Annotated in this window: 20 protein-coding genes and 1 pseudogene; 10 read left to right on the top strand and 11 right to left on the bottom strand. The window is 72.6% G+C overall.

Going from position 1 to position 24343, the window contains the following annotated elements; all coding sequences use genetic code 11:
• From WDV06_RS29000 to WDV06_RS28990, 3 genes are all read right to left on the bottom strand, one after another.
• Window positions 1-780 (bottom strand): biotin/lipoyl-containing protein (locus WDV06_RS29000; RefSeq protein ID WP_395512759.1); only part of this gene is annotated, 780 nt, incomplete at its 3' end.
• 57 nt (window positions 781-837) lie between these two features.
• Window positions 838-2226, bottom strand: coding sequence for a dihydrolipoyl dehydrogenase (lpdA, locus tag WDV06_RS28995; RefSeq protein ID WP_045950452.1), 1389 nt, complete (start codon window positions 2224-2226; stop codon window positions 838-840).
• Window positions 2227-2567: 341 nt separating this feature from the next.
• Entirely contained in the window at window positions 2568-4106 is a 1539-nt protein-coding gene (locus WDV06_RS28990) for a leucyl aminopeptidase (protein WP_395512758.1), read from the bottom strand.
• A gap of 357 nt (window positions 4107-4463) precedes the next feature.
• Here WDV06_RS28990 and WDV06_RS28985 point away from each other — a divergent pair, with 357 nt between their 5' ends.
• The 5 genes from WDV06_RS28985 to WDV06_RS28965 all read left to right on the top strand — a co-directional run bounded on the left by WDV06_RS28985 (window position 4464) and on the right by WDV06_RS28965 (window position 11310).
• Window positions 4464-6491: a hypothetical protein gene (locus WDV06_RS28985; RefSeq protein WP_395512757.1), complete on the top strand. Its 2028-nt coding sequence runs from the start codon at window positions 4464-4466 to the stop codon at window positions 6489-6491.
• A 157-nt stretch (window positions 6492-6648) separates the two neighbouring features.
• Window positions 6649-8193, top strand: coding sequence for a GT4 family glycosyltransferase PelF (gene pelF / locus WDV06_RS28980; RefSeq protein ID WP_395512756.1), 1545 nt, complete (start codon window positions 6649-6651; stop codon window positions 8191-8193).
• Window positions 8190-9815: a hypothetical protein gene (locus WDV06_RS28975; RefSeq protein WP_395512755.1), complete on the top strand. Its 1626-nt coding sequence runs from the start codon at window positions 8190-8192 to the stop codon at window positions 9813-9815. Before pelF ends, WDV06_RS28975 begins: the two co-directional genes overlap by 4 nt.
• Window positions 9812-10492 (top strand): spherulation-specific family 4 protein, encoded by a 681-nt coding sequence (locus WDV06_RS28970; protein ID WP_395512754.1) that lies wholly within the window; start codon window positions 9812-9814, stop codon window positions 10490-10492. Before WDV06_RS28975 ends, WDV06_RS28970 begins: the two co-directional genes overlap by 4 nt.
• The gene (locus tag WDV06_RS28965; protein ID WP_395512753.1) at window positions 10489-11310 is read left to right on the top strand and encodes an endo alpha-1,4 polygalactosaminidase; all 822 of its coding nucleotides are present in this window, start codon (window positions 10489-10491) and stop codon (window positions 11308-11310) included. The genes WDV06_RS28970 and WDV06_RS28965 overlap by 4 nt, the downstream gene beginning before the upstream one ends.
• A gap of 565 nt (window positions 11311-11875) precedes the next feature.
• Here WDV06_RS28965 and WDV06_RS28960 read toward each other — a convergent pair.
• Window positions 11876-12093, bottom strand: a pseudogene (locus WDV06_RS28960) (hypothetical protein); the annotation flags it as partial.
• A 229-nt stretch (window positions 12094-12322) separates the two neighbouring features.
• On the opposite strand from WDV06_RS28960, the gene WDV06_RS28955 reads away from it, so the two are divergent.
• Both WDV06_RS28955 and WDV06_RS28950 read left to right on the top strand, forming a co-directional pair.
• Window positions 12323-12643: a putative quinol monooxygenase gene (locus WDV06_RS28955; protein WP_395512752.1), complete on the top strand. Its 321-nt coding sequence runs from the start codon at window positions 12323-12325 to the stop codon at window positions 12641-12643.
• Window positions 12640-13878: a helix-turn-helix domain-containing protein gene (locus tag WDV06_RS28950; protein WP_395512751.1), complete on the top strand. Its 1239-nt coding sequence runs from the start codon at window positions 12640-12642 to the stop codon at window positions 13876-13878. The genes WDV06_RS28955 and WDV06_RS28950 overlap by 4 nt, the downstream gene beginning before the upstream one ends.
• A 786-nt stretch (window positions 13879-14664) precedes the next feature.
• On the opposite strand, the gene WDV06_RS28945 is transcribed toward WDV06_RS28950, so the two are convergent.
• The 5 genes from WDV06_RS28945 to WDV06_RS28925 all read right to left on the bottom strand — a co-directional run bounded on the left by WDV06_RS28945 (window position 14665) and on the right by WDV06_RS28925 (window position 21045).
• Window positions 14665-15846, bottom strand: a complete 1182-nt coding sequence (locus WDV06_RS28945; RefSeq protein ID WP_395512761.1) for a sensor histidine kinase — start codon at window positions 15844-15846, stop codon at window positions 14665-14667.
• Window positions 15847-15931: 85 nt separating this feature from the next.
• A complete protein-coding gene (locus tag WDV06_RS28940) occupies window positions 15932-16699 on the bottom strand; it encodes a hypothetical protein (protein ID WP_395512750.1) in 768 nt (255 codons plus the stop codon).
• Window positions 16696-18588: a phosphatidylglycerol lysyltransferase domain-containing protein gene (locus WDV06_RS28935; RefSeq protein WP_395512749.1), complete on the bottom strand. Its 1893-nt coding sequence runs from the start codon at window positions 18586-18588 to the stop codon at window positions 16696-16698. The genes WDV06_RS28940 and WDV06_RS28935 overlap by 4 nt, the downstream gene beginning before the upstream one ends.
• 81 nt (window positions 18589-18669) lie before the next feature.
• Complete coding sequence (cobT, locus tag WDV06_RS28930) at window positions 18670-19776, bottom strand: nicotinate-nucleotide--dimethylbenzimidazole phosphoribosyltransferase (protein WP_395512748.1); 1107 nt, start codon at window positions 19774-19776, stop codon at window positions 18670-18672.
• 54 nt (window positions 19777-19830) lie between these two features.
• Window positions 19831-21045: a bifunctional adenosylcobinamide kinase/adenosylcobinamide-phosphate guanylyltransferase gene (locus tag WDV06_RS28925; protein WP_395512747.1), complete on the bottom strand. Its 1215-nt coding sequence runs from the start codon at window positions 21043-21045 to the stop codon at window positions 19831-19833.
• Window positions 21046-21138: 93 nt separating this feature from the next.
• On the opposite strand from WDV06_RS28925, the gene WDV06_RS28920 reads away from it, so the two are divergent.
• The gene (locus WDV06_RS28920; RefSeq protein ID WP_395512746.1) at window positions 21139-21348 is read left to right on the top strand and encodes a hypothetical protein; all 210 of its coding nucleotides are present in this window, start codon (window positions 21139-21141) and stop codon (window positions 21346-21348) included.
• Between the two features lie 110 nt (window positions 21349-21458).
• Here WDV06_RS28920 and WDV06_RS28915 read toward each other — a convergent pair whose 3' ends face one another.
• Both WDV06_RS28915 and WDV06_RS28910 read right to left on the bottom strand, forming a co-directional pair.
• Window positions 21459-22202 (bottom strand): class I SAM-dependent methyltransferase, encoded by a 744-nt coding sequence (locus WDV06_RS28915; RefSeq protein WP_395512760.1) that lies wholly within the window; start codon window positions 22200-22202, stop codon window positions 21459-21461.
• Window positions 22203-22279: 77 nt separating this feature from the next.
• Window positions 22280-22879 (bottom strand): DUF3043 domain-containing protein, encoded by a 600-nt coding sequence (locus WDV06_RS28910; protein ID WP_395512745.1) that lies wholly within the window; start codon window positions 22877-22879, stop codon window positions 22280-22282.
• Between the two features lie 262 nt (window positions 22880-23141).
• Between WDV06_RS28910 and WDV06_RS28905 the strand changes: the two genes are divergently transcribed.
• Complete coding sequence (locus WDV06_RS28905) at window positions 23142-23936, top strand: PspA/IM30 family protein (RefSeq protein ID WP_395512744.1); 795 nt, start codon at window positions 23142-23144, stop codon at window positions 23934-23936.
• Window positions 23937-23950: 14 nt separating this feature from the next.
• Window positions 23951-24229 (top strand): PspA-associated protein PspAA, encoded by a 279-nt coding sequence (gene pspAA, locus WDV06_RS28900; RefSeq protein WP_395512743.1) that lies wholly within the window; start codon window positions 23951-23953, stop codon window positions 24227-24229.
• Window positions 24230-24343: the final 114 nt, after the last annotated feature.

Here is a 24343-nt window from a genome sequence, read left to right as displayed (position 1 = left end):
GGGAGCGGCTGCGGCCGTACTTCGTGACGCTGTCGCACCTGGCCAGGCGGACGGGGGCGCCGTACGTGCGGCCGGTGCCGGAGCGGCGGCGGCGGGAGCCGGGGCGGCGGCCGGGGCGGCGCCCGCGACACCGATGACGGCCAGACGGGCGCCGACCTCGGCGGTCTCGTCCTCGCCGACCAGGATCTCCAGCAGGGTGCCGGAAACCGGCGCCGGGATCTCGGTGTCGACCTTGTCCGTGGAGACCTCCAGCAGCGGCTCGTCGGCCTCGACCGACTCGCCGACCTCCTTCAGCCAGCGGGTGACGGTGCCCTCGGTGACGGACTCGCCCAGCGCGGGGAGCACGACATCGGTGCCGGACGCGGCCGGAGCGGCAGCGGCGGCGGGGGCCGGGGCGGCCGGGGTCTCGGCCGCAGCAGAGGGCGCGGCGGCAGCCGCTCCAGTGGAGCCGGTGCTTGCACCGGGGGCCGGGGCCTCGGCGACCGGCGCCGGGGCGGCGGCGGGCTCGGCGGCCGGAGCGGCGGCCGGGGCAGCGGCGCCCGAGCCGTCGTCGATGATCGCGAGCTCGGCACCGACCTCGACCGTCTCGTCCTCGGCGACCTTGATGGACGCGAGGATGCCCGAGACGGGGGAGGGGATCTCGGTGTCGACCTTGTCGGTCGAGACTTCGAGCAGCGGCTCGTCGGCCTCGACGCGCTCGCCCTCGGCCTTCAGCCAACGGGTGACAGTGCCCTCGGTGACGCTCTCACCGAGCGCCGGAAGGGTTACGGAAACCGGCATGGTTTCTGTTGCTCCTAACGAAAGTGCGGAAGTGGTCGTCGCGCCCGTGACTGTGGATTAGTCGTGTGCGTGAAGGGGCTTGCCGGCCAGGGCCAGGTGGGCCTCGCCGAGCGCCTCGTTCTGGGTCGGGTGCGCGTGGATGAGCTGCGCGACCTCGGCCGGCAGGGCTTCCCAGTTGTAGATCAGCTGGGCTTCGCCGACCTGCTCGCCCATCCGGTCACCGACCATGTGGACGCCGACCACGGCACCGTCCTTGACCTGGACGAGCTTGATCTCGCCCGCGGTCTTCAGGATCTTGCTCTTGCCGTTGCCCGCCAGGTTGTACTTCAGGGCCACGACCTTGTCCGCGCCGTAGATCTCCTTGGCCTTGGCCTCGGTGATGCCGACGGAGGCGACCTCGGGGTGGCAGTACGTGACGCGCGGAACGCCGTCGTAGTCGATCGGAACGGTCTTCAGACCGGCCAGGCGCTCCGCCACCAGGATGCCCTCGGCGAAGCCGACGTGCGCGAGCTGGAGGGTCGGGACGAGGTCACCGACGGCCGAGATGGTCGGCACGTTGGTGCGCATGTACTCGTCGACCAGGACGTATCCGCGGTCCATCGCGACGCCCTGCTCCTCGTAGCCGAGGCCCTGCGAGACCGGGCCGCGGCCGATGGCCACCAGCAGCACCTCGGCCTCGAAGGTCTTGCCGTCGGCGAGGGTCACGCGGACGCCGGACTCGGTGTACTCGGCCTTCTGGAAGAAGGTGCCGAGGTTGAACTTGATGCCGCGCTTGCGGAAGGCGCGCTCAAGGATCTTGGAGCTGTTCTCGTCCTCGACCGGGACGAGGTGCTTGAGGCCCTCGATGACGGTGACGTCGGTGCCGAAGGACTTCCACGCCGAGGCGAACTCGACGCCGATGACGCCGCCGCCGAGGATGATCGCGGACTGGGGCACGCGGTCCAGGACCAGCGCGTGGTCCGAGGAGATGATGCGGTTGCCGTCGATGTCCAGGCCGGGCAGGGACTTCGGCACGGAGCCGGTCGCCAGCAGGACGTGGCGGCCCTGGATGCGCTGGCCGTTGACGTCGACGGACGTCGGGGAGGACAGGCGGCCCTCACCCTCGATGTAGGTCACCTTGCGGGAGGCGACCAGGCCCTGCAGACCCTTGTACAGGCCGGCGATGACCTCGTCCTTGTACTTGTGCACACCGGCGATGTCGATGCCCTCGAAGGAGGCCTTGACACCGAACTGTCCGGCTTCGCGCGCCTGGTCCGCGACCTCACCGGCGTGCAGCAGAGCCTTCGTGGGGATGCAGCCGTTGTGCAGGCAGGTGCCGCCGAGCTTGTTCTTCTCGATCAGCGCAACGTCGAGACCCAGCTGCGATGCGCGGAGTGCCGCGGCGTAGCCGCCACTGCCACCGCCGAGGATCACTAGGTCGAAAACGGTGCTGGCGTCGTTCGCCACGTCACGTCCTCCATGCATGTGCGCCGGGCACCGGTCCTCTGTGACCGGGCGGCGGCTGGTAATCGGCCGCTTGTTTCTTCGGCCCTGTGGTGGGGGCCCTGTCCTGCCGAGAACCCATCTTCGCATTTGTCGGGGGAACGCGGGACGCCGGGCCCCGGGTGTGCACCGTCGTTCTGCCCGAAGTCCGGGTTACCCGGGCGTAGAAACCTACCGATCCTCAAGATTTCTTCCAGAGCGAACACGCCCCGGGCCCGACGTCGCGGCCCCGGGGCGCGGCGCGTGCCGCGGGGGGCGTCCCACCAGGTGGGACGCGCCCCGCGGCGGGCGGCGCAGGGGGCGGGTCAGCCCAGGTCGCCGGTGGCGGTGCGCTCGGCGAGGCGCACCAGGGTGCGGACGGCGGAGCCGGTGCCGCCCTTCGGCGTGTAGCCGTACGGGGCGCCCTCGTGGAAGGCGGGGCCCGCGATGTCGAGGTGGGCCCAGGTGATGCCCTCGCCGACGAACTCCTGGAGGAAGAGGCCGGCCACCAGGCCGCCGCCCATCCGGACGCCCATGTTGGCGATGTCGGCCGTCGGGGAGTCCATGGTCTTGCGCAGGTCCTCGGGGAGCGGCATCGGCCAGGAGGACTCGCCGACCTCCTCGGCGATCTCGTGGATCGAGGTGCGGAAGGCGTCGTCGTTGGCCATGATGCCGAAGGTGCGGTCGCCCAGCGCCAGCACCATGGCGCCGGTCAGGGTCGCCACGTCGACGATCGCGTCCGGGTTCTCCTCGGAGGCCTTGGTCAGGGCGTCGCCCAGGACCAGGCGGCCCTCGGCGTCCGTGTTCAGGACCTCGACGGTCTTGCCGCTGTACATGCGCAGGACGTCACCGGGGCGGGTGGCGGAGCCGGACGGCATGTTCTCGGCGAGGGCGAGCCAGCCGGTGACGTTGACCTTCAGGCCCAGCTTGGCGGCGGCGACGACCGAGGAGAACACGGCGGCGGCACCCGACATGTCGCACTTCATCGTCTCGTTGTGGCCGGCCGGCTTCAGGGAGATGCCGCCCGAGTCGTAGGTGATGCCCTTGCCGACGAAGGCGAGGTGCTTCTCCGCCTCGGGATGGGTGTAGGCGATCTTGACGAGGCGCGGCGGGTTCTCGGAGCCCTTGCCGACGCCCATGATGCCGCCGTAGCCGCCCTTGACCAGCGCCTTCTCGTCCAGGACCTGGGCCTTGAGGCCGAGCTCCTTGGCGGTCGCCGCGGCGATGGCGGCGAAGGCGGCGGGGGTGAGGTCGTTCGGCGGGGTGTTGATCAGGTCGCGGGCGACGTTGACCTCGGCGGCGACGACGGTGGCGCGCTCGGCGGCCGCCTTGTGCTCCTTGTCGCGCGGCTTGGCGCCGAGCAGGGCCACCTCGGCCAGCGGCAGCTTGGGGCCGCCGTTCTTCTCGGCCTTGCCGTTCTTCTTCTCGCCGCCCTGGTAGGAGGTGAAGGCGTAGGCGCCCAGCAGCGCGCCCTCGGCCACGGCGGTGACGGCGGAGGCGTCCTCCAGGGGGAGGGCGAAGGCGGCCTTCTTGGAGCCGTGCAGGGCGCGGGCGGCGGAGCCGGCGGCGCGGCGCAGGGCCTCCTCGTCGAAGGACTGGTCCTGCTCGGGCGCGGAGCCCAGGCCGACCGCCAGCACGACCGGGGCCTTGAGCCCGGCCGGCGAGGGCAGCTTCGTGATTTCGCCTTCGGCGCCGGAGGCGCCGAGCGCGTCGAGCACGGCGGCGAGCTTTCCGTCGAACGCCGTGTCCACGGCCTCCGCGCCGGCGGCCACGACGAGCCCCTTCGGGCCCTTCGCCACGCCGACCACGAGGGCGTCGGCGCGCAGCGTCGCCGCGCCGGCAGTGCTGAGAGTCAGAGCAGTCACGGTGGTGAAGTCTCGCTTCCGTTTGTGTTATATGGGCGCTTCTGTCGCGTCGGGGTCGCCGGCCGCTCCGCAGCGATCGTATTCGGGCCCGACGGCCGCCGGAAACGAGCCTACGCGCAGAGCGTGATCCGTACGTCACTCGAAGGTTTGTCAAGGTGTTCGACGGCCGGGCCGTCAGGTTCACCCATCCGTGGACTCTGCTCCAGGTTTCCCGCTGAGACCTGACGAGGTCCGAGAGGATCGAGCCGCTTCCGCAAGGGGACGCGGGGTCCTTTTGCATGATTTCCACAGAGCCTCCCCGGCCCGGCCTTCCGCCACGGGCCGCGCCGAGGGACGCCTGCGGGGGGAAAGGCCGAAATGGTCAACAAGAACCGGATGAACAGGGCCGCGGCAGCCATGGGCGTAGCGGCGCTGATGTCGGTCGCAGTACCCGCCACGACCGCCCACGCGGCGACCGTGGCCCCGCGGATCGACCTGAAGGTGCTCGTCGTCGACGACGGCGGCAGCTCGATCGGGGCGATCACCGCCGAACTCCGCGACACCGGAGTCCCGTTCACGCGGATCGACCTGGGCAGCGCCGGCCGCCCGGTGATCGACGCCGCCTTCCTCAGCGACACCGTCAGCGGCCGGCCGCGCGCCAAGTACCAGGGCGTGGTCCTGCCGAACGAGAACCCCTTCGGCACCGGCTCCGCCGAGATGGCCGCGCTCACCGCGTACGAGACGGCGTACGGGATCCGCCAGGTGGACGCCTACACCTGGGCCCACCCCGAGGTCGGCCTGGAGTACACCGACAACGGCGGCTACGCCGGCACGCTCGACGGCACGCAGGCCGCCGTCACCGCCGCCGGCAAGGCGGGCCCCTTCGGCTACCTCGGCGGTCAAGTGGCCTTCGAGGACAACTCCTCCCTGATTCCGGAGAGCTACGGGTTCATCGCCAAGCCGATGGCCGGCTACACCAGCTACGTGGACGCCCCCGTCGGCTCCGGACGGGGCTCGCTGGTCGGCGAGTACGCCCACGACGGGCGCAGCGAACTCGTCGTCACCTTCGGCTACAACCAGTACCAGCAGCAGTTCCGGCTGCTGGCCCGCGGCATCGTCGAGTGGCTGACCCAGGGCGTCCACCTCGGCCAGGAGCGCAACTACTTCGCCGTCCACGTCGACGACGTCTTCGCCCCCGACGCCCGCTGGGACAAGAGCCTCAACTGCACCCCCGGCGACTACGCCTGCGCCGGCGGCGAGGGCAAGGAGTCGACGATCCGCATGACCGCCGCCGACGCCCAGTACCTGGCGCAGTGGCAGACCTCGAAGGACTTCAAGCTGGACCTGCTCTTCAACGCGGGCGCCGGCGAGGAGTGGAAGACCGAGAACGGCGGCACCGACGCCCTCACCACCCAGCTCCTGGCCGACAAGGCCAAGTACCGCTGGATGAACCACACCTACACCCACCTCTTCCTCGGCTGCACCCAGGACGTCAGCGTCAGCCCCTGGACCTGCACCAAGGACGCCCAGGGCCAGACCCTCTGGATGAGCCGCGCGGACATCTCCGCGCAGATCCGCGACAACTACAACTGGGCCGTCTCCAAGGGCCTCACCACCGACCGCTCCGAGCTCGTCACCGGCGAGCACTCCGGTCTCAAGACCCTCCCGCAGCAGCCCGAGGACAACCCCAACCTGGCCGGCGCCCTCGCCGACAACGGGGTCAAGTGGGCCGGCAGCGACAACTCCCGCGAACCCGACCAGCGGGCGGTCGGCGCCGCCCTGACCGTCCCCCGCTACCCGATGAACGTCTTCTACAACACGGGCACCAACGCGGAGATGGCCGACGAGTACAACTGGATCTACACCAGCCGCGCCGACGGAGGCAGCGGCCTCTGCGAGGACAACCCCGCGACCTCCACCTGCCTGCCGGCCCCGCTGGACGCCGCCACCGGCTACCTGGACTACATCGTCCCCGCCGAGGCCCGCACCGCCATGCGCCACGTCCTGAACAACGACCCCAAGCCGCACTACGTCCACCAGTCCAACCTCGCCGAGGACCGCACCCTCTACCCCGTCCTCAACCAGGTCCTCGACACCTACCGCTCCCTCTACGCACCCAGCGCGCCCATCGTCAACCAGAGCATGAAGGCCACCGGCGTCGAGCTCCAGCGCCGCGCCACCTGGAACAAGGCCATCGCCGCAGGCCAGGTCACCGCCTACCGCATCGGCAAGGACATCACCGTCAAGGCCCCCTCCGGCGTCCTCGCCCCGGTCACCGCGCCCAACGGCACCAAGAAGCAGCTCCTGCTCGGCACCGCGGACTTCGGCACCGCCTACGCCGGCACCCGCTCCACCTGGACGGGCCCCGAACTGCTCCAGTCCGCGGTCACCCTCCACCTGCCCTGACCCGAGAGCGCCGACCCGCCCCGACCGCGGGACCCGGCGCCCCGCTGACACCCGCACCACCCGGCAGTACCCAGCGCCGGCGTCCGCCCACCACGGGCGCCGGCCCCTTTTCAGTCCTGGGGGGACTCAGCACATGAGCCATGGGCGTCATGTCACCATGCTCACCGAAGGCACCTACCCGCACGTCCACGGCGGCGTCAGCACCTGGTGCGACCAACTGGTACGCGGAATGCCGGAAGTCGACTTCAACGTCATAGCCCTGACCGGCTCCGGACGCGAGCCCGTCACCTGGGAGCTGCCGCGCAACGTCTACCGGCACACCTCCGTCCCGCTGTGGGGCCCGCCGCCCTCCAAGGCCCGGCGCACCACCCTCCGCGGCAAGGCCCACCGGCGCTTCACCGAGGTCTACGAAACCTTCCTGCTCTCCCTGATCCAGCCTCCCCCGGCCACCGCCGGGGGGACCCCCGAGCACGGCAGGGGGCACCTCCCAGCGGCGGCGGGGGGATTCTCCGAGGCCCTGGCGGAACTCGCCCGCCTCGCCCGCGCCGGCCGGCTCGCCCCGGCCCTGCGCTCCGAACCCGTCCTGCGCCTGCTGATGGACGTCTGGACCCGCCCCGGCCTGGCCACCGCCGCCGCCGACCCCACCGTCCACGACGCCCTCACCGCCACCGACCTGCTGGAACACGCCCTGCGCCCGCTCGCCGTGCGGATCCCGCCCGACAGCGTGGCCCACGCCGTCAGCAGCGGCCTGGCCACCCTCCCCGCCCTCGCCGCCAAACACCTCGACGGGGTCCCCTTCCTCCTCACCGAACACGGCATCTACCTGCGCGAGCGCTACCTCGGCTACCGCACCGCCGCCCAGCGCTGGCCCGTCAAGGCCCTGATGCTCGGCTTCTACCGGGAGCTGAACTCCGAGGGCTACCGCCGAGCCGACCTCATCACCCCCTGCAACCAGTACAACCGCCGCTGGGAGGAACGCGGAGGCGCCCACTCCGAGCGGATCCGCACCGTCTACAACGGCGTCGACCCGCACGCCTTCCCCGAGGCCGGCCCCGAACCCGAGGTGCCCACCCTCAGCTGGTGCGGCCGCATCGACCCCATCAAGGACCTCGAAACCCTCCTGCGCGCCTACGCGTTCATGCGGCGGGAACTCCCGGCCCTGCGCCTGCGCCTCTTCGGCCCCGTCCCGGCGGGCTGCGAGGAGTACAAGCTCCGCCTGGAGAAGCTCGCCGCCGAACTCGGCGTCGCCGACGGCGTCGCCTGGGAGGGCCGGATCACCGAGGTCGCCAAGGCCTACGCCGCCGGCAGCGTGGTCATGCTCTCCAGCATCAGCGAAGGCTTCCCCTTCAGCATCATCGAAGCCATGTCCTGCGGACGCACCACCGTCTCCACCGACGTCGGCGGCGTCCGCGAAGCCGTCGCCGACACCGGCCTCGTCGTCCCGCCCCGCGAACCCGAGACCATGGCCCGCGCCACCCTCGCCCTGCTGCGCGACGACGAACGCCGTGCCGAACTCGGCCGCATGGCCCGCAAACGGGTCGTCGACAAGTTCACCCTCCACCAGTCCGTGGACGGCTTCCGCCACATCTACCGGGAACTCGCGGGGCAGCCCGTCCTGCCCGTCCACCCCGGCGGCCAGTGGCCCCAGCGCCTCACCGACCCCTGGTACCGGGAACTCGCGGCCGACGGGAGCCTGTGGTGAGCGGATCCCTCTGGCTCAAGCCCCCCGGCCCCGAAGGCCCCTGGGTGCACATCGCCCACGCGGCCTCCGCCCGCCGCCCGAGCCCCGGCGCCACCGACACCCTGCCCGTCCTCCCCGGGCCCGGCCACGGGCCCCGGGACTCCGGCGCCGACCCCTTGGACGAACTCGCCGGACGCTTCGGCGCGTTCGTCGCCGCGGCCGTCCACCCCGACGAGATCGCCGCCGTCCTCGAATCCGACGGCATGACCGACGAGCACATCCGCCTCACCTACGGCCGCGACGACTCCTTCACCCTCGCCGAGGAGCTCTACGCCCGCGTCCCCCGCTCCTTCCCCGAACCCGACGCCCTCCCCGACCCCTGGAAGGTCTCCCTCACCGCCTGCCTCCTGCGCGGGCTGATCTTCGCCCTCCCCGGCCTCGCCTACCTCCTGGGCGAACCCCTCCTCGAAGGCCCGCCCGACCGGCTCGGACTCCCCGCCGGCACCCTCACCCTGCTCGCCGGCGCCCTCATCGGCTGGGTCTGGGACCAGACCCTCTCCCACCGCGCCTACACCTGGCTCGGCCTCGGCGACCGCGCCGCCGCCGGACGCACCCTCCTCGTCGGCGCCCCCGTCGGCGCCCTCCTCGGCACCGCCGCCGCGTTCGCCGTCCCGGGCGGGCCCCGGTTCAGCTACGCCTTCGCCGCCGGGCAGGCCCTGTACGTGGGCGCCGCCACGGTCCTGCTCGTCCTGCGGCGCGAACGGCTCCTGCTCGCCGCGCTCGGCCCGATGGCCGCCGGATCGGTCCTCGCGCTGTTCACCGACCCTCCCGTGCCGCTGCGGGTGGCCCTGCTGCTGGTCTCCCTCACCGCCGCCTGCTCCCTGGCCCTGCGGGAGCTGCCGCTCGCCGAGGGGGTACGGGCCGCGGTGCGCAGGATCCTCCCCCGGCTGCCGCTGGGAGGTGCCCCCGTCCGGACGAAGCCCCACCCGGGCGGCGGGGGCGGCACCGTCCGCTGGCGGATGCTGCGCGGGGCCGAGGAGGAACACGGCCGGCGCGGGCCCCGCATCGGGGACTCGGTGCCCTACGGGGTGTTCGGCCTCGGGACCGGCCTGCTGGTGCTGTACGCCGCCCTGGGGGAGGTCCTCACCGGCGGCCCCGCCGAAGCCGTCGCCGCCCCCTCGGCGGTCGCCCTCACCCTCAGCATGGGCCCCGCCGAATGGCTGCTGCACCGCTTCCGCAGCGGCAGCCTGGCCGGGCTCCGCGCGGCCCGCTCACCCCGGGCGTTCCGCCGCCGGATGCTCACCACCCTCGCCCGCTGCCTCGCCGTCTACCTGACGGTGCTGCTCCTGCTCGGCACCACCGGAACCCTGCTGTGGCCGCAGGCCCCCGGCCTCACCTGGGACCGCGTCGCCACCCTGCTGCTGCTCGGCGCCGTCATGTGGACCGGGCTGCTCCTCCAGTCCTTCGGCGCCGTCCGCCCCGCGGCCGCGGTCTGCGCCGCCGCGGCCGCCGCCCAGAGCCTGGCCCTCCTGGCCGGCGCCGGTCAGCCCCGGCTGGTCCAGCTGGCGGTCGCCGGCGCCGCGGCGGGGGTCCTGGCCGTCCTCGTCTGCCTGCTCCTCGGCCGTGCGACGGCCCACCGATGACCCCGTACCCCGAGGAGGCCCCCGTGCTCCTGGTACCGCTCTACGAGCATCCCGCCGACCGGCCCGAGGCGTGGGAACGGCTCATCGCCTGCGCCGGCCGGCTGCACTCGGTCGTCCTCAACCCCGCCAGCGGGCCGGGCACCGCCCCCGACGAGCGGTTCGCCGCCGTCGCCGCCCGGCTGCGGGAGGCCGGCGTGCCCGTCCTCGGCTACACCGACACCGACTACGGACGCCGGCCCCACGCGGACGTCGTCCAGGACCTGCTGCGCCACCGCGACTGGTACCGGGCCGACGGCGCCTTCCTCGACCAGGCCGCCCCCGGCCCCGAACTCCTGCCGCACTACGGCCGGCTCGCCGTCGCGGCCCGCGCGGCAGGGGCCCGTACGCTCGTCCTCAACCACGGCGTCCACCCGCACCCCGGCTACGCCGCCCTCGCCGACCTCCTCGTCACCTTCGAAGGCCCCTGGGACGCGTACCGCGACGGCACCGCCGCCCCGCCCCCGTGGACCGCCGACCACCCCGCCGACCGCTTCTGCCACCTGGTGTACGCTGCCCCGCCGAACGCCCCGACGGCCCGACTGGCCGCCGAACGGCACGCGGGGGTCCACTGCGCCGTCCCAGGCACCGGCGCCCACCCGTGGGGGACACTGCCGCACGCCCTGGAGGCCACCGGATGAAGCGTCACACCGCGCTGGCGGTCACCGGCCTGCTCCTGCTCACCGCCGCCTGCACCGCGGGCCCGGACGACGGCGACGACGGGGAAGCCCCGGCCCCGGAGACCTCCCAGGCGCCGGGGGGCCGCTGGCAGCCCCGGCCGGGGACGGCCTGGCAGTGGCAGCTGAGCGGGAAGCTGGACACGTCGGTGAAGGTGCCGGTGTACGACGTGGACGGGTTCAACACGACGAAGGAACAGGTCGCGGATCTGAAGCGGGCCGGCCGGAGGACCATCTGCTACATCTCCACGGGCGCCTGGGAGGACTTCCGCCCCGACGCCGACGCCTTCCCGAAGTCCCTGCTGGGGGAGGGGAACGGCTGGAAGGGCGAACGCTGGCTGGACATCCGCCAGGCGTCCGTCCTGGAACCCCTGATGGCCAAGCGCTTCGACATGTGCCGGGACAAGGGCTTCGACGCGGTCGAACCGGACAACATGGACGGATACAAGAACAAGACGGGCTTCCCCCTCACGGCCTCGGACCAGCTGGCCTACAACCGCCTGATCGCCCGCCTGGCCCACGACCGGGGCATGGCGGCCGGCCTGAAGAACGACCTGGACCAGATCCCGCAGCTGGTCGGCGACTTCGACTTCGCGGTCAACGAACAGTGCGCCGAGTACGGCGAATGCGACAGCCTGACCCCCTTCATCAAGGCGGACAAGGCGGTCTTCCACGTGGAGTACGAACGCTCGACGGACGAGTTCTGCGACCGCTCGAAGAAACTGAAACTGAGCTCGATGGAGAAGAAATACGAACTGGGCCCCTGGCGAAAGCCCTGCTGAACACCGTTCCCCCGCCTTGCGGTTACCGAACTGCCGGCCGGCGCCGGGGGAGGGCGGGACATTACTCAGCTCCCTCAGGGAGGGTTGGGGGGTTCCCGTCAGTCTCATCGTCCTTCCGCGTCGGGCCGCCCTGTCAAGGGCGCTCCTTCGTCGCGTCGCTTCGCGATGGCCTCCGGCCACCCTTGACAGACCGACCCGCCACGAAAAGCCGAAGACTGCCGGGAACCCCCCAAAGGAACGGGACGGTCCGGAGACGGACATACGGCCGTGTCAGCGACCCTTCGGGGTCGTCGGGACACGGCAGACCAGCCTTCCGGCCCCCGTCACCGTCAATCGGCGCCACCCCACGCATCAGATCGCTACGCGCTCCTCCCGTCTCAGCGTCCGGTGGCCGCCTGGGGTTGCTGCGGTCGCCGGAGGACGACGGATTCGTCATCTCGGGCCGGTGGGCGCCACAAATCGCTACGCGCTTCTCCCATTTCGGCGTCCGACGGCCGTCTTGGGCTGGTACCCGCACCGAATGACGAACAGAGTGGCATGCGGAGGTCGTGGGCGCGTCAGATCGCTACGCGCTGCCACTGTCTCGGCGTCTGGGAGTCGGCTGGGGCTGGTCGTAGGCGGGACGACGTTTGCGACGGCGGTGGTGAACTCTCGGCCGGATGCGCCCCGGATGTAGGCGAGTTCCATCCAGCGCTCGTAGGTGGGGCAGTCGGAGACGTCCTCGTTGATGACGGCCATCAGTTCGCCCTCGGTGCCGGACGCGAGGTCGTGGACACGGCGGCGGCTGCCACCCGAGGTGAGGCCTCGTCGTCGTGCCTGATGTCGGGGCCGGGATCAATGGGGACCTCATGCATGAACACGTCTCCTTTGCACAGCGGAGCAACCACTCGGTCACCCTGGGTAGCAGGGTGACTACGAGATTACTCGCAGAGTTTCTGTGAGTCCAGAAAATCTGCTACTCGCAGGAGTGCTGCGTATTTGCGAGACTGTCCGCGACTCGAAAGGAGCACATGTGAGCGAGGGATTCGGCCTGGTCGTGCGCTTCGCGCTGCACGACCAGGAAGCCGCGAGGGCGTTCGACGAGCTGTGTGCGACGACCCTGGAGGGCATCAAGAGAAGTGAGCCGGGGACGCTGACCTACGTCGTCCACGTGCCGCAGGGCGAGCCGCTGGTCCGTGTCTTCTACGAGCTGTACGCGGACCGTGCCGCGTTCGATGCGCACGAGGCGCAGCCGCACACCAAGTACTTCCTCGCCGAGCGGGAGCAGTACCTTGCCAGTGTCGAGGTCACGTTCCTCGACGCGGTCAGCGGGAAGGTGGCAACAGGCCTGTGAGTTCCGAGGAGCGGCGCGCCTTCGGCGCACGAGTGGCCGATCTGCGCAAGCAGAAGGGCATGACACAGGGGGAACTCGCGGCGGCCATCGGGCGTACCGCGAGCTGGCTGTCCCAGGTCGAACGGGGCATCCAGCCGGTGAACCGCCTGGACGTGCTGCGCCTTCTCGCTGACGGCCTCGGCGTGCCGCTCCAGGTCCTCCAACCCGACGCTCCTCCTCCGGCGGAGGCCGGAGCGATGACAGATCCGCAGACGAACGACCTCGACCAGGCCCGTCTGGTCCTCTCCGGCCACCCCGCACTCGACGCGCTCCTCAACCCGAGCACGACCTTCCAGCCCGACGCACTTCCCGGCCTCAGCGCGGCAGTGGACAGCATCTGGGAACTCGCGCACCACTCTCAGTTCGCCGAACTGAGCGCCGCGATCGGCCCGCTGGTCCCGAGGCTGGAACTCGCCGCCCGCACGGCGGCGCCCGAGCAACAGCGCGACATACACGCCCTGCTGGCCAGGACGTACCAAGCCCTCGCGGCGGCCTTCGTCCGCCAGAACGAAGCGGACGCGGCATGGGTCGCGGCCGACCGGGCGATCCGCGAGGCCGAACTGGCGGGAGATCCGATCGGTGTGTTCGCCGGCATCTACCGCCTGTGCCACGCCTTCGTCCGTCTCAAGCACCTCGACCAGGCCGAGCACGCCGCCGCCACGGCAGTCAACGTGCTCCGCCGCTACATCGAGACCAACGAGCCCACCCCCGAGCACCTTTCCGTCCTCGGCTCCCTTCACCTGACGCTCGCACTCGTACACGCCCGCGCCGGCGAGAGGGCATCCGCACGGCAGCAGATCGACGCGGCCCGGGACATCGGCCGACGACTGGCCGAGGACCGCAACGACTTCAACCTCGAATTCGGCCCCACGAACGTGGAGATCCACGCCATCTCCACCGCCGTCGACCTCGGCGACGCGGGCGAGGCCCTCGACATTGCGAAGGGCCTCCGAGCCGAGGGGCTGTCACCTGAGCGGCAAGCACGACTGCTGATGGACATCGGCCGGGCACACGTCCAACGCCGCCAGCACGCGGACGCCCTGGACTGCCTCCTGCGCGCCGAAGCCCTCGCACCCGAGATGATCCGCACCCACGCGGCATCCCGGGCAGCCGTCAGAGACCTGGCTTTGGCCGCAGGCCGTTCGGCCTCGGACGAACTCAGAGCTCTGGCCGAACGCACGGACAGCCTCGCCTGATCCGTGCCGCTACATTCCGCCCATGCGACGCGGGTACCAGCCCCGGACGGCCGCCGGACGCCGAGACGGGAGGAGCGCGTAGCGATCTGGTGCGCCTACCGGCCCCGGATGCCCCTCTGATCGGCATTTCGTGCGGGTACCAGCCCCGGACGGCCGCCGGACGCCGAGACGGGAGGAGCGCGTAGCGATCTGGTGCGCCCACCGGCCCCGGATGCCCCTCTGATCGGCATTTCGTGCGGGTAGCGGCCCAAGACGGCCGCCGGACGCCGAGACGGGAGGAGCGCGTAGCGATCTGACGCGTACGTCGGTCCCGATTGCTGTCTAGGGCGGCCCGGATGCCCGGCGAGGCGGCCCCCGACTCCTCGGCTCGTCGCTGAGGGAGCCGCATGCCCTCCTTACATCCGTCCCGTTTCTTTGGGGTTTCCCGGCAGTCTTCGTTTTTCCGTGGCGGGACGGGCTGTCAAGAGTGGCCGGAGGCCATCGCGAAGCGACGCGACGAAGGAGCGCTCTTGACTGACCGGCCCGACGCGGAAGGACGATGAGACTGACGGGAAAGCCCCAACCCTCCCTGAGACCGACCCGCTCAGGCCCCGCCCTCCCCGGTACCGGCCGAAGGTTCACTACCGCCTGGCAGGACCCCGCCCCCACCCACCGTCCCGCAGACGGGGAGGCGGGTGGGCAGACACCGACCAGCCCCCGGCCCCTCGCGGGGGAGATGGCGGGCCCGGGCCGCGAGGCGCCCCCCGTACGCCGGGGCGGAGCGGTGACTCCGCCCGCTCCGCCCCCTCACACCGGCAGGATGGCGTGGACCCGGTATCCGCCCCCGTACCGGGGGCCCGTGAAGCAGGTGCCGCCCAGGGCCGTGGTGCGTTCGCGCATGCCCAGGAGGCCGTGGCCGCCGCCCGGGTCGCCCGGGGCGGGGGCGGAGTCGGCCGAGTCGCCGCCGTCGTCCAGGACGGTCACCTCCACCGAGGCGCCCGCCCGGACCACGCTGACCTGCGCCTGGGCCCCCGGGCCCGCGTGTTTGCGCACGTTGGTCAGGGCCTCCTGGATCACCCGGTACGCCGCCAGGTCCACCGCCGCCGGCAGCGGGTCCGGGGCCGCCCCCGTTCCCAGCTGGACGGTGGCCTCCACCGGCAGGCCCGCGTGCCGGAAGGTGTCGAGGAGCTCGTCCAGCACGGCCAGTCCCGGCGCAGGCTCCGTCGGCGCCTCCGGGTCGCCGGACTGGCGGAGCAGGCCGACCGTCGCCCGGAGCTCGTTCAGGGCGGAGCGGCTGGCGTCCCGTACGTGGGCCAGGGCCTCCTTGGCCTGGTCGGGCCGCCTGTCCATGACGTGCGCCGCCACCCCCGCCTGCACGTTGACCAGGGCGATGTGGTGGGCGACCACATCGTGCAGGTCGCGGGCGATGCGCAGCCGCTCCTCGGCGACCCGCCGCCGCGCCTCCTCCTCGCGGGTCCGCTCGGCGCGCTCGGCCCGTTCCCGGATGGCGTCGACGAAGGCCCGGCGGCTGCGGACGGCGTCGCCGGCGGCCGCCGCCATCCCCGTCCAGGCGAAGATGCCGATGTTCTCCTGCGCGTACCAGGGCAGCGGCCCCGCCAGCATGGCCACCCCGGTCAGGCCCGCCATCGTCAGCAGTCCGGTGCGCCAGGTGGTGGGCCGGTCGGTGCGGGCGGCGACGGTGTAGAGGGCGATCACCGCGCTCATGGCGACGGGCGCCCGGGGCTCGCCGGTCGCCAGCTCGACCAGGGTGAGCCCGCAGGTGACGGCGAGGACGGTGCGGGGGCTGCGGCGCCGGAAGACGAGGGCGGCCGCGGCGAGCAGCATCAGCAGCAGGGAGACGGGTTCGGGGGCGCGCGTGCGGAAGGAGGGGCCGAGCGGGCCGTGCGGGTCGACGAAGGACCCGAGGAGCATGGCGACCAGCGCCCCGACCGCCAGAACGGCGTCGGTGGCGAGCGGATGGGCCCGCATCCACTGCCGACCGGTGGGGAAGGGCCCGGGACCGAGGTCTGTGGTCGTCACCCGGATACGGTACGGGCTCACGCACCCGGGGCCCTCAGGCGCCGCCGCGGGAGCGGGGCCGGCCGGGCCGGGGCCGTGGCCGTGGCGGCCCGGGCCGTGGCGGTGGCGGGGTGCGGCGGCCCAGGGGGGCGCGTGAGCGGGGCGGGCCCCACTTGGCGCGCACCACGCACACCACCATGACGGCGGCGATGGCCGCGAGGTGTTCCTTGCCGGCGAGGTTGTCCTTGACCAGCACCTCCCCGATCATCACGAGGATCACCAGGGCGCCGGTGACGTAGGCCCGGTAGCGCCAGCACACGTAGATGGCCAGGCCCACCACCGCCGCCGACGGGCCGGTGTCGTTGACGACGCGGTCGGTCACCGGCAGGCCGAAGGGGTGGTCGGGCCCCAGGGAGAGCCCGATGCGGGCGAAGGTGGTCCCGGCGAGGGTGGCGACGTAGCCGATCAGGAGGGTGCGCCACCAGCCGATGCAGATCTCGGCGATCCCGAAGACGAGCAGGATCTGCGCGAGCGCCCCCCACACCGGCAGGTCGAGGGCGGGGACGAAGAGGGACAGCGGCGTGCGCAGCAGCGCGAGCCACAGGGGGTCGACGGCCTTGACGGACCCGAGGTTCTGGACGGGCTGGAAGCCCCAGTGCGTGTTCTGCACGATCTGGAAGACCGAGGTGAGACAGACCGCGCCGATGGTCATCGGGACGGCCCGCCACTTGTCGCGGACGAGTGCGGCCCTGAGGGTCCAGAACAGGGGGCCCCACTCGCGGCGGGCGAACCGCCGCGGTGAGGCCGTCGTCCACGACGTCAACGAATCGTCTCCAGATGTCTGCGGTGCAGCCACTTCGGCAGGCCGGGCGCCTCCAGGAAGCCCTCGGCCCGGCCCGCCGCGATGCCGATGCGCAGCAGGTCGGAACTCTTCTCGAAGAGCATGAACCGCGGCTCCCAGATCGGACGGTATTTGGCGTTGGCCCGGTAGAGGGACTCGATCTGCCACCAGCGGGAGAAGAAGCTCAGCAGCGACCGCCACATGCGCAGCACCGGTCCCGCGCCGAGCTTGGACCCCCGCTCGAAGACGGAACGGAACATCGCGAAGTTCAGTGAGACCTGTGTGACGCCGATCTCCTTCGAGCGTTCCAGGAGTTCGATGACCATGAACTCCATCAGGCCGTTCTCGGAGTCCCGGTCACGGCGCATCAGGTCCAGCGACAGGCCCTTGGGGCCCCACGGCACGAAGGACAGCACGGCGCGCAGGTCGCCGTTGCCGTCGGTGCACTCCAGCATCACGCACTGGCCGTCGGCGGGGTCGCCGAGGCGCCCCAGGGCCATGGAGAAGCCGCGTTCGGTGGCGCCGTCGCGCCAGTCGTCGGCGCGCTGGAGCAGGACGGCCATCTCGTCGGCGGGGATGTCGGCGTGGCGGCGGATGCGGACGGTGTAGCCGGCGCGCTTGACGCGGTTGTAGGCCTGCCGGACGGTGCGCATGGCGCGGCCCTCCAGCGTGAACTCGTCGGTCTCGACGATGGCCTCGTCACCGAGCTCCAGGGCGTCCAGCCCGTGCCGGGCGTAGATCTGTCCGGCTTCCTCGGAGGCGCCCATCACGGCCGGTACCCAGCCGTGCTCGCGGGCCTCGGCCAGCCAGGGCTCGATGGCGCCGGGCCAGGCCTCGGGGTCGCCGATGGGGTCGCCGGAGGCGAGGGAGACGCCGCCCACGACCCGGTAGGTGACGGCGGCCTTGCCGGTGGGGGACCAGATGACGGACTTCTCGCGGCGCAGCGCGAAGTAGCCGAGGGAGTCGCGGTCGCCCTGCCTGGCGAGCAGCGCGCGCAGCCGCTCCTCGTCCTCGGGGGTGATCGGGTCGACGGCGCGGCGCGAGCGGAAGGCCGCGAACAGCACGGCGAGCAGCAGCAGCATGGACATGACGTTGATGAACACGTCCACCCAGGCGGGGGTGGTGATCGCGTTGTACGCCTTGTCGTCGGGGGCGAGGGTGATCAGCCGCATCACGCCGTAGCGCCAGCGGGCCAGGAACGTGGCGTCGGCCCGGTCCGGGTCGGTGTTGGTGGCGCCGACGAGGAGGGCGGCGACCAGCGAGGTCAGCAGCAGGCCGACGGCGGCGACGGCGGTGGCCAGCTTGGGGTTGGAGCGGTCGCCCTTGGCGTAGAACTCGTGGCGGCCCACCAGCAGGGCGCCGACGAAGGCGGCGGTGAGGGCGAGCGAGACCCAGTTCTGGGCGTGGTCGCGGAACTCCGGGTAGCACAGGCTGAACTCGCCGCCGGTGCAGGGGGCGAAGGCGGCGACCGCGAACGCGAGCAGCAGCATGCCGCTGACCACCAGGTTCAGGATCCAGGCGGCCCGCTTGCGGCGGCCCATGGTGACCGCGAGCAGCAGCGAGAACAGGCCGGAGGCGAAGCCGGCCGTCAGCAGGTAGGGCGTGTAGAAGTCGGCGGTGTTGTGCCGGCGCAGGTCCTGCCCGAGCGAAAGCCACACCGCGCTGAGGAAGTTGACGAAGGTGACGGCACGGAGGTACCAGACGGCGAAGGCGGCGCTGCGCCGCGAGCGCGGACTTCCCCTGCGGGTCTCCGGCTTGGCGGCGGCCTCTCCTGCCTGCTCCTTCTCCTTCTTGTTGTTGGAACCCTTGCCGGAAGCCTGATCGAGGCTGTTCCGGTCGGTTTCTACGCTGGTCAAGCGGACCTCTCCCATGAAACGCGATGATATGGGCGTCACCGGTCCGCAGGCCGTACGGGCACTGCGGACTGGTCAGGCCCGTGGTGCCCGGTACTTTCAGTCCGTCTTCCGGTCCGCCGGCGGCTCTCCGGCCGCCCTCTCCCCGCTGCCGCCGGGAGGGGCCTTGACGGGCAGTTCCGCCGCGAGCGCGGCGGCCGCCTGGACCAGGGGGAGCGCCAGCAGGGCACCGGTTCCCTCTCCCACTGTGACGCCGTGGTCGAGGACCGGGTTGAGTGCCATCCGGTCCAGGGCCTTGGCCTGGCCCGGCTCCCCGCTGCCCTGCCCGGCCAGCCACCAGTCCGGGGCGCGGAAGGCGGCCCGCTGGGCGACGAGCCCGCAGGCGGCCGAGACGACCCCGTCGAGGATGACGGGCGTACGGCGGACCGCGCTCTGGAGCAGGAAGCCGGTGATGGCGGCGACGTCGGCGCCGCCGACCGCCGCCAGCAGCGCCGTCTGGTCGCCGAGCACCGGGCGGGCGCGGCGCAGCGAGTCGCGGATGGCGGCGCACTTGCGCATCCAGGCCAGGTCGTCGATCGGCAGGCCGCCGCGGCCGGTGACCACGGAGGCGTCGGTGCCGCACAGTGCCGCGACCAGGGTGGCCGCGACGGTGGTGCCGCCCACGCTGATGTCGCCGAGGACGACGAGGTCGGTACCGGAGTCGGCCTCCTCGTCGGCGATCCGGATGCCGAGCCTGAGCGCGGCCTCGGCCTCCTCGGCGGTGAGGGCGTCCTCGACGTCGATGCGTCCGCTGCCGCGCCGTACGCGGTGGCGGACCACGTCCTCGGGCAGCAGTGCGGGGTCGCAGTCCAGGCCCGCGTCGACGACGCGGACGCCCGCGCCGAAGCGCTCGGCGAGGATCGCGACCGGGCTGGTGCCGTCGAGCACCCCGCGCACCAGTTCGTGGGCGCTGCCCGCGGGCCGGCCGGAGACGCCGCCGGCGGCGATGCCGTGGTCGGCGGCGAACAGGACGACCCGCGGCCGCTCGATGGGCTTGACCGGTACCCGGCCCTGGGCGGCGGCCAGCCATTCGGCGAGCTCGTCGAGCCGGCCCAGGGCGCCGGGCGGCACGGCGAGGCGCCCACGACGCTCCTCGGCGTCACGTCGGACGCCCCCGTCGGGGCGTTCGATCAGATCGGAGAAGTCGTCGAGATTCAGCGTGGTCATCTGCCAGAGATTACAGCCGCCCGGGCCCTGCTCCGGGGGCCGGTTGTGGATCCGTCACGACGGCTGTTCCTTGAGGACGAGGGCCTGCCCGGCGACCACGAGCAGGACGTGCTCGCACTCCCCGGCGACCGCGCTGTTGAGCCGGCCCAGCTCGTCGCGGAACCGCCGGCCGGCGGCGGTCGCGGGCACCACCCCGGAGCCCACCTCATTGCTCACCAGCACCACCGTCCGGCGGGTCGCGCGGACCGCCGCCACCAGTTCGCCGGTGCGGATCCGCAGCTGTTCCCGCCCGCCGCCCGCCCATACGGCGTCGTCCCAGGCCCCGGCCCGGTCCATGGCGTCGGTGAGCCACAGCGCGAGGCAGTCGATCAGCAGGGGCGCGCCGGGCAGTTCCAGCAGCGGGACCAGGTCGCAGGTCTCGGCCGTGCGCCAGTGCGCGGGCCGCCGCTCGCGGTGGAGGCCGACGCGCTGGGCCCACTCCGCGTCGCCGTCGCGGGTGCCGCCGGTGGCGACGTACGTCACCTCGGGGAAGGCCTCCAGGCGCCGTTCGGCCTCGACGGACTTGCCGGAGCGGGCCCCGCCCAGCACCAGGGTGCGGCGGGGCACGTCCGGTACGGCGTGGTATTCGCCGGCCGTCACCGTCGTACCGTCGGGCAGGACGCGGGCTCCGGCGGCGGCGCAGCGGCGCTCCAGCTCCGGGCCGGGCGGGGTGTCGTGGTCGAGGTGGACGGCGATCACGTCGGTGGCGGGGCCGACGGCGCCGGTCGACCGGAGCCGGGCCAGCGCCTCAGGCCGGCCGAGCACGTCGGCCAGGACCACGTCGTACGGGCGGGGCGCGGGCACGCCCTCGGTGCCGGCCGGTGCCCCGCCGGGCGGCAGGTACAGCAGCCGGGCCCCGTCCGGGCCGGTGACCTCGTACCCGGTGCCGGGCGCGTCCATCGGTACGGCCCGCACCCGGTGCCCGCTGATCACGGCGAGCTCCCGCCCGTCGGGGACCCGCCCGGCGGCGGGCAGCCCGGGCGGCAGCTCGACGGCGGGCCCGTCGTGCGGGTGGGTCAGCAGCACCTGCCGCACGCCGCCCAGCGAGTGCCCGGCGCGGGCCCCGGCGAGCACCGCCCCGGGGGTGAGGTCGAGCAGCAGCGCGCCGTCGACGAGGACGGAGGTCGCGGCGCGCGCCCTGGTGCCGACGGAGACCGCGCAGACGGCGCAGGGACAGCCGGGGCGGGGCAGTCCTTCGGGGGTACCGGTGCCGAGGAGAGTGAGTTCCACACGGAGATCCTCTCGCTTCGCCGGTACTGGTGCGCGCCCGGTTACGCTGCGGGCACACTCAAGGCGAGTAGCGGACGAGCAACGGAGGCGGACATGGCGTGGACGTGGCGGTTCGAGGCGGCCGACGGCAGCGAGACCAGCCCGGCGGTGGAACCGGAGGAGTTCACCACCCAGGGGGACGCGGAGTCCTGGATCGGCGAGGTCTGGAAGGAGCTCCTGGACGGCGGCGCGGAACGGGTGACCCTGTTCGAGGACGCGACGGAGATCTACAAGATGAGCCTCAGCGCGGCAGCGGAGGCCTGACGGAACCCGCCGCGCCGGCGGATCGAGGCGCGGACGGAGGAAGGGCGGGACGGGGACCGGCTCCGCGCGGCGGCGCACCCCGCCCCGCCCGCCCCGGGGGTGGGGGGGGGCTAGCCCCGCACCCCGCACAGGTGCAGCAGGGCGGCCACCGACCGGTAGGGGTCGGTGCGTCCCGCCCGTTCCTCGGCGGCGAGCAGCCGCTCCAGCTCCTCCTCCGGCGGGAGCTCCGCGGCGGCTTCGGTGCCGTCGGTGAAGACGCGCACCCCGTACCAGGTGTGCAGTGGGGCGCCGATGCCGGACAGGGTGGCCGTCAGGTCGGCGAGCCGGTCGGCCCGCACCTCCAGGCCCAGCCGGTTCGTGTAGTCGACGGTGTCGAAGGCGGCCAGCGCCCCCGACCAGTCCCCGGACAGCCCCGGCCGCAGCGCGAGGGCGTCGCCGTTGCGCACCAGCAGGGACAGCAGTCCGCCCGGCGCCAGCATCCGGGCCAGCCCGGCGAGCATGGCGTCCGGCTCGGAGACGTACATCAGTACGCCGTGGCACAGCACCACGTCGAAGCTGCCCGGCCCGAAGTGCGCGCCCGTCTCGCGGCCGTCGCCCTCGATCAGCTCGACCCGGTCGCGGATCCCGGCCGGCTCGGCGGCCAGCGCGGCATGCGCGACCGCGAGCATGGCGGCGTCCTGTTCCAGCCCGGTGACCATGTGCCCGGCGCGGGCGAGGCGCAGCGCCTGGGTGCCCTGGCCCATGCCGACGTCGAGGACGCGCAGCCGCTGCCCGACGGGGAAGCGCTGGGTGATCTGTTCCTCGACCTGCCGGCCGACGAGTTCCTGGCGGACGGCGTTGCGCAGTCCGCCCAGGCCCTCCAGCCAGAGCCTGGCTCCCCCCGAGAAGCCCTCCCCCTTCGACGCCCCTGACGGTGCGGGCGTCGCTCCGGTCAGGGCCGTTCCCCGCGCTTGACCTGCGGCTTGGGCAGACGCAGCCGGCGCATCTGGAGGGTGCGCATCAGGCCGTAGGCGATGGCGCCGCGGCGGGGTTCGTTCGTGAAGCGCTCGTTGAGCGCCTTGCGCAGCCGGAAGACCAGGCCGATGGAGTCCAGGATGATCAGGACGATCACGCCGAGCCACAGCAGCAGCGCGATGTTCTGGATCGACGGGACCCGGATCATGCTCAGGACCAGGATGATCACGGCCAGCGGCAGGAACATCTCGGCGACGGAGAAGCGGGAGTCCACGAAGTCGCGGACGAACCGGCGGACGGGGCCCTTGTCGCGGGCGGGCAGATAGCGCTCGTCGCCGTTGGCCAGCGCCTCGCGCTGGCGTGCCATCTCCTCCCGGCGGCGCTCGCGGGCCCGGCGGGCGTCCTCCTTGCGGTTGCCGGTCGAGGCCACGACGGCCTTGCGCTGCGACTGTGCGACAGCGCGCTTCGGCGTCGGGCGGCCCTTGGGGGCCTGCGGGTCACGGGGCTGCGAGAGGTCGGCGCTCACCTTTTCGGTGGCGGCGGCCTTCTCTTCCTTGGAGGAGCGGCTACCAAACACAGACACAACCCTACGTGGTCGCGGGCGGGCGGCCCACCTCGGCGGGGAACGATCCGGCAACGGCGGGCGTCTTCCCCGTACGAGGCTCCTGAGGTCCTCGGGGATCACCTACTCCTTACGCCTGATACGGCGCCGGGGGTACTCGTCCTGGAGGAGGAGCGCATCCGTACCCGAACAGTGCGGTAATGGAAGCAGGGCCCGTACTGTGGGTCCTGTCGGTGACCTGGAGCACAGTCCGTCTAGAAGGGGGCGCGCGAAGCCCATGAGCGGTGTCATGAAGCGTATGGGGATGATCTTCCGCGCGAAGGCGAACAAGGCCCTTGACCGGGCCGAGGACCCGCGCGAGACCCTCGACTACTCGTACCAGAAGCAGCTGGAGCTGCTGCAGAAGGTGCGCCGCGGCGTCGCGGACGTGGCGACCTCCCGCAAGCGTCTGGAGCTCCAGCTGAACCAGCTGCAGAGCCAGTCCGCCAAGCTGGAGGACCAGGGGCGCAAGGCGCTCGCCCTGGGCCGTGAGGACCTGGCCCGCGAGGCCCTGTCCCGCCGGTCCTCGCTCCAGCAGCAGGTCAGCGACCTGGAGGCGCAGCACCAGACGCTCCAGGGCGAGGAGGAGAAGCTGACGCTGGCCTCCCAGCGCCTCCAGGCCAAGGTGGACGCCTTCCGCACGAAGAAGGAGACCATCAAGGCCACGTACACGGCCGCCCAGGCCCAGACCCGGATCGCCGAGTCCTTCTCCGGCATCTCCGAGGAGATGAGCGACGTCGGCCTGGCGATCCAGCGGGCCGAGGACAAGACCGCCCAGCTCCAGGCCCGCGCCGGCGCGATCGACGAACTGCTGGCCTCCGGCGCCCTGGACGACCAGAGCGGCCTCGGTTCCAAGGACGACATCCAGGCCGAGCTCGACCGCCTCTCCGGCGGCAACGACGTCGAGCTGGAGCTCCAGCGGATGAAGGCGGAGCTGGCCGGCGGACCGTCGGCGCAGCAGCAGGCCATCGAGGGCGGCGCCCCGGGCACCGACCGGCCGCAGCAGACCCAGCACCGGTTCGACAAGCAGTAGGACAGGGGCCCGTCATGATTGTCCGCATCATGGGGGAAGGGCAGCTCACGGTGGCCGACAGCCACTTCACCGAGCTCAACACGCTGGACGACGCACTCCTCGCGGAGATGGAGTCGGGCGACGAGGCGGGTTTCCGGCGCACGCTGGGCGCCCTGCTCGACGCCGTGCGGCGGCTGGGGACGCCGCTGCCCGACGACGCCCTGGAGCCCTCCGAGCTGATCCTGCCCGCCCCGGACGCGACGATCGACGAGGTCCGGCACATGCTCAGCGACGACGGCCTGATCCCGGGCTGACCGCGCCCGCGCGCATCCGGACACCGACACCGCCCACGGGGGGGGGGGGGGGGGGGGGGGGGGGGGGGGGGGGGGGGGGGGGGGGGGGGGGGGGGGGGGGGGGGGGCGGGGGGG

This window comes from Streptomyces racemochromogenes (assembly GCF_044129415.1).
Lineage (GTDB): Bacteria > Actinomycetota > Actinomycetes > Streptomycetales > Streptomycetaceae > Streptomyces > Streptomyces racemochromogenes_A.
This window is presented reverse-complemented; position numbering and strand designations above follow the sequence as displayed.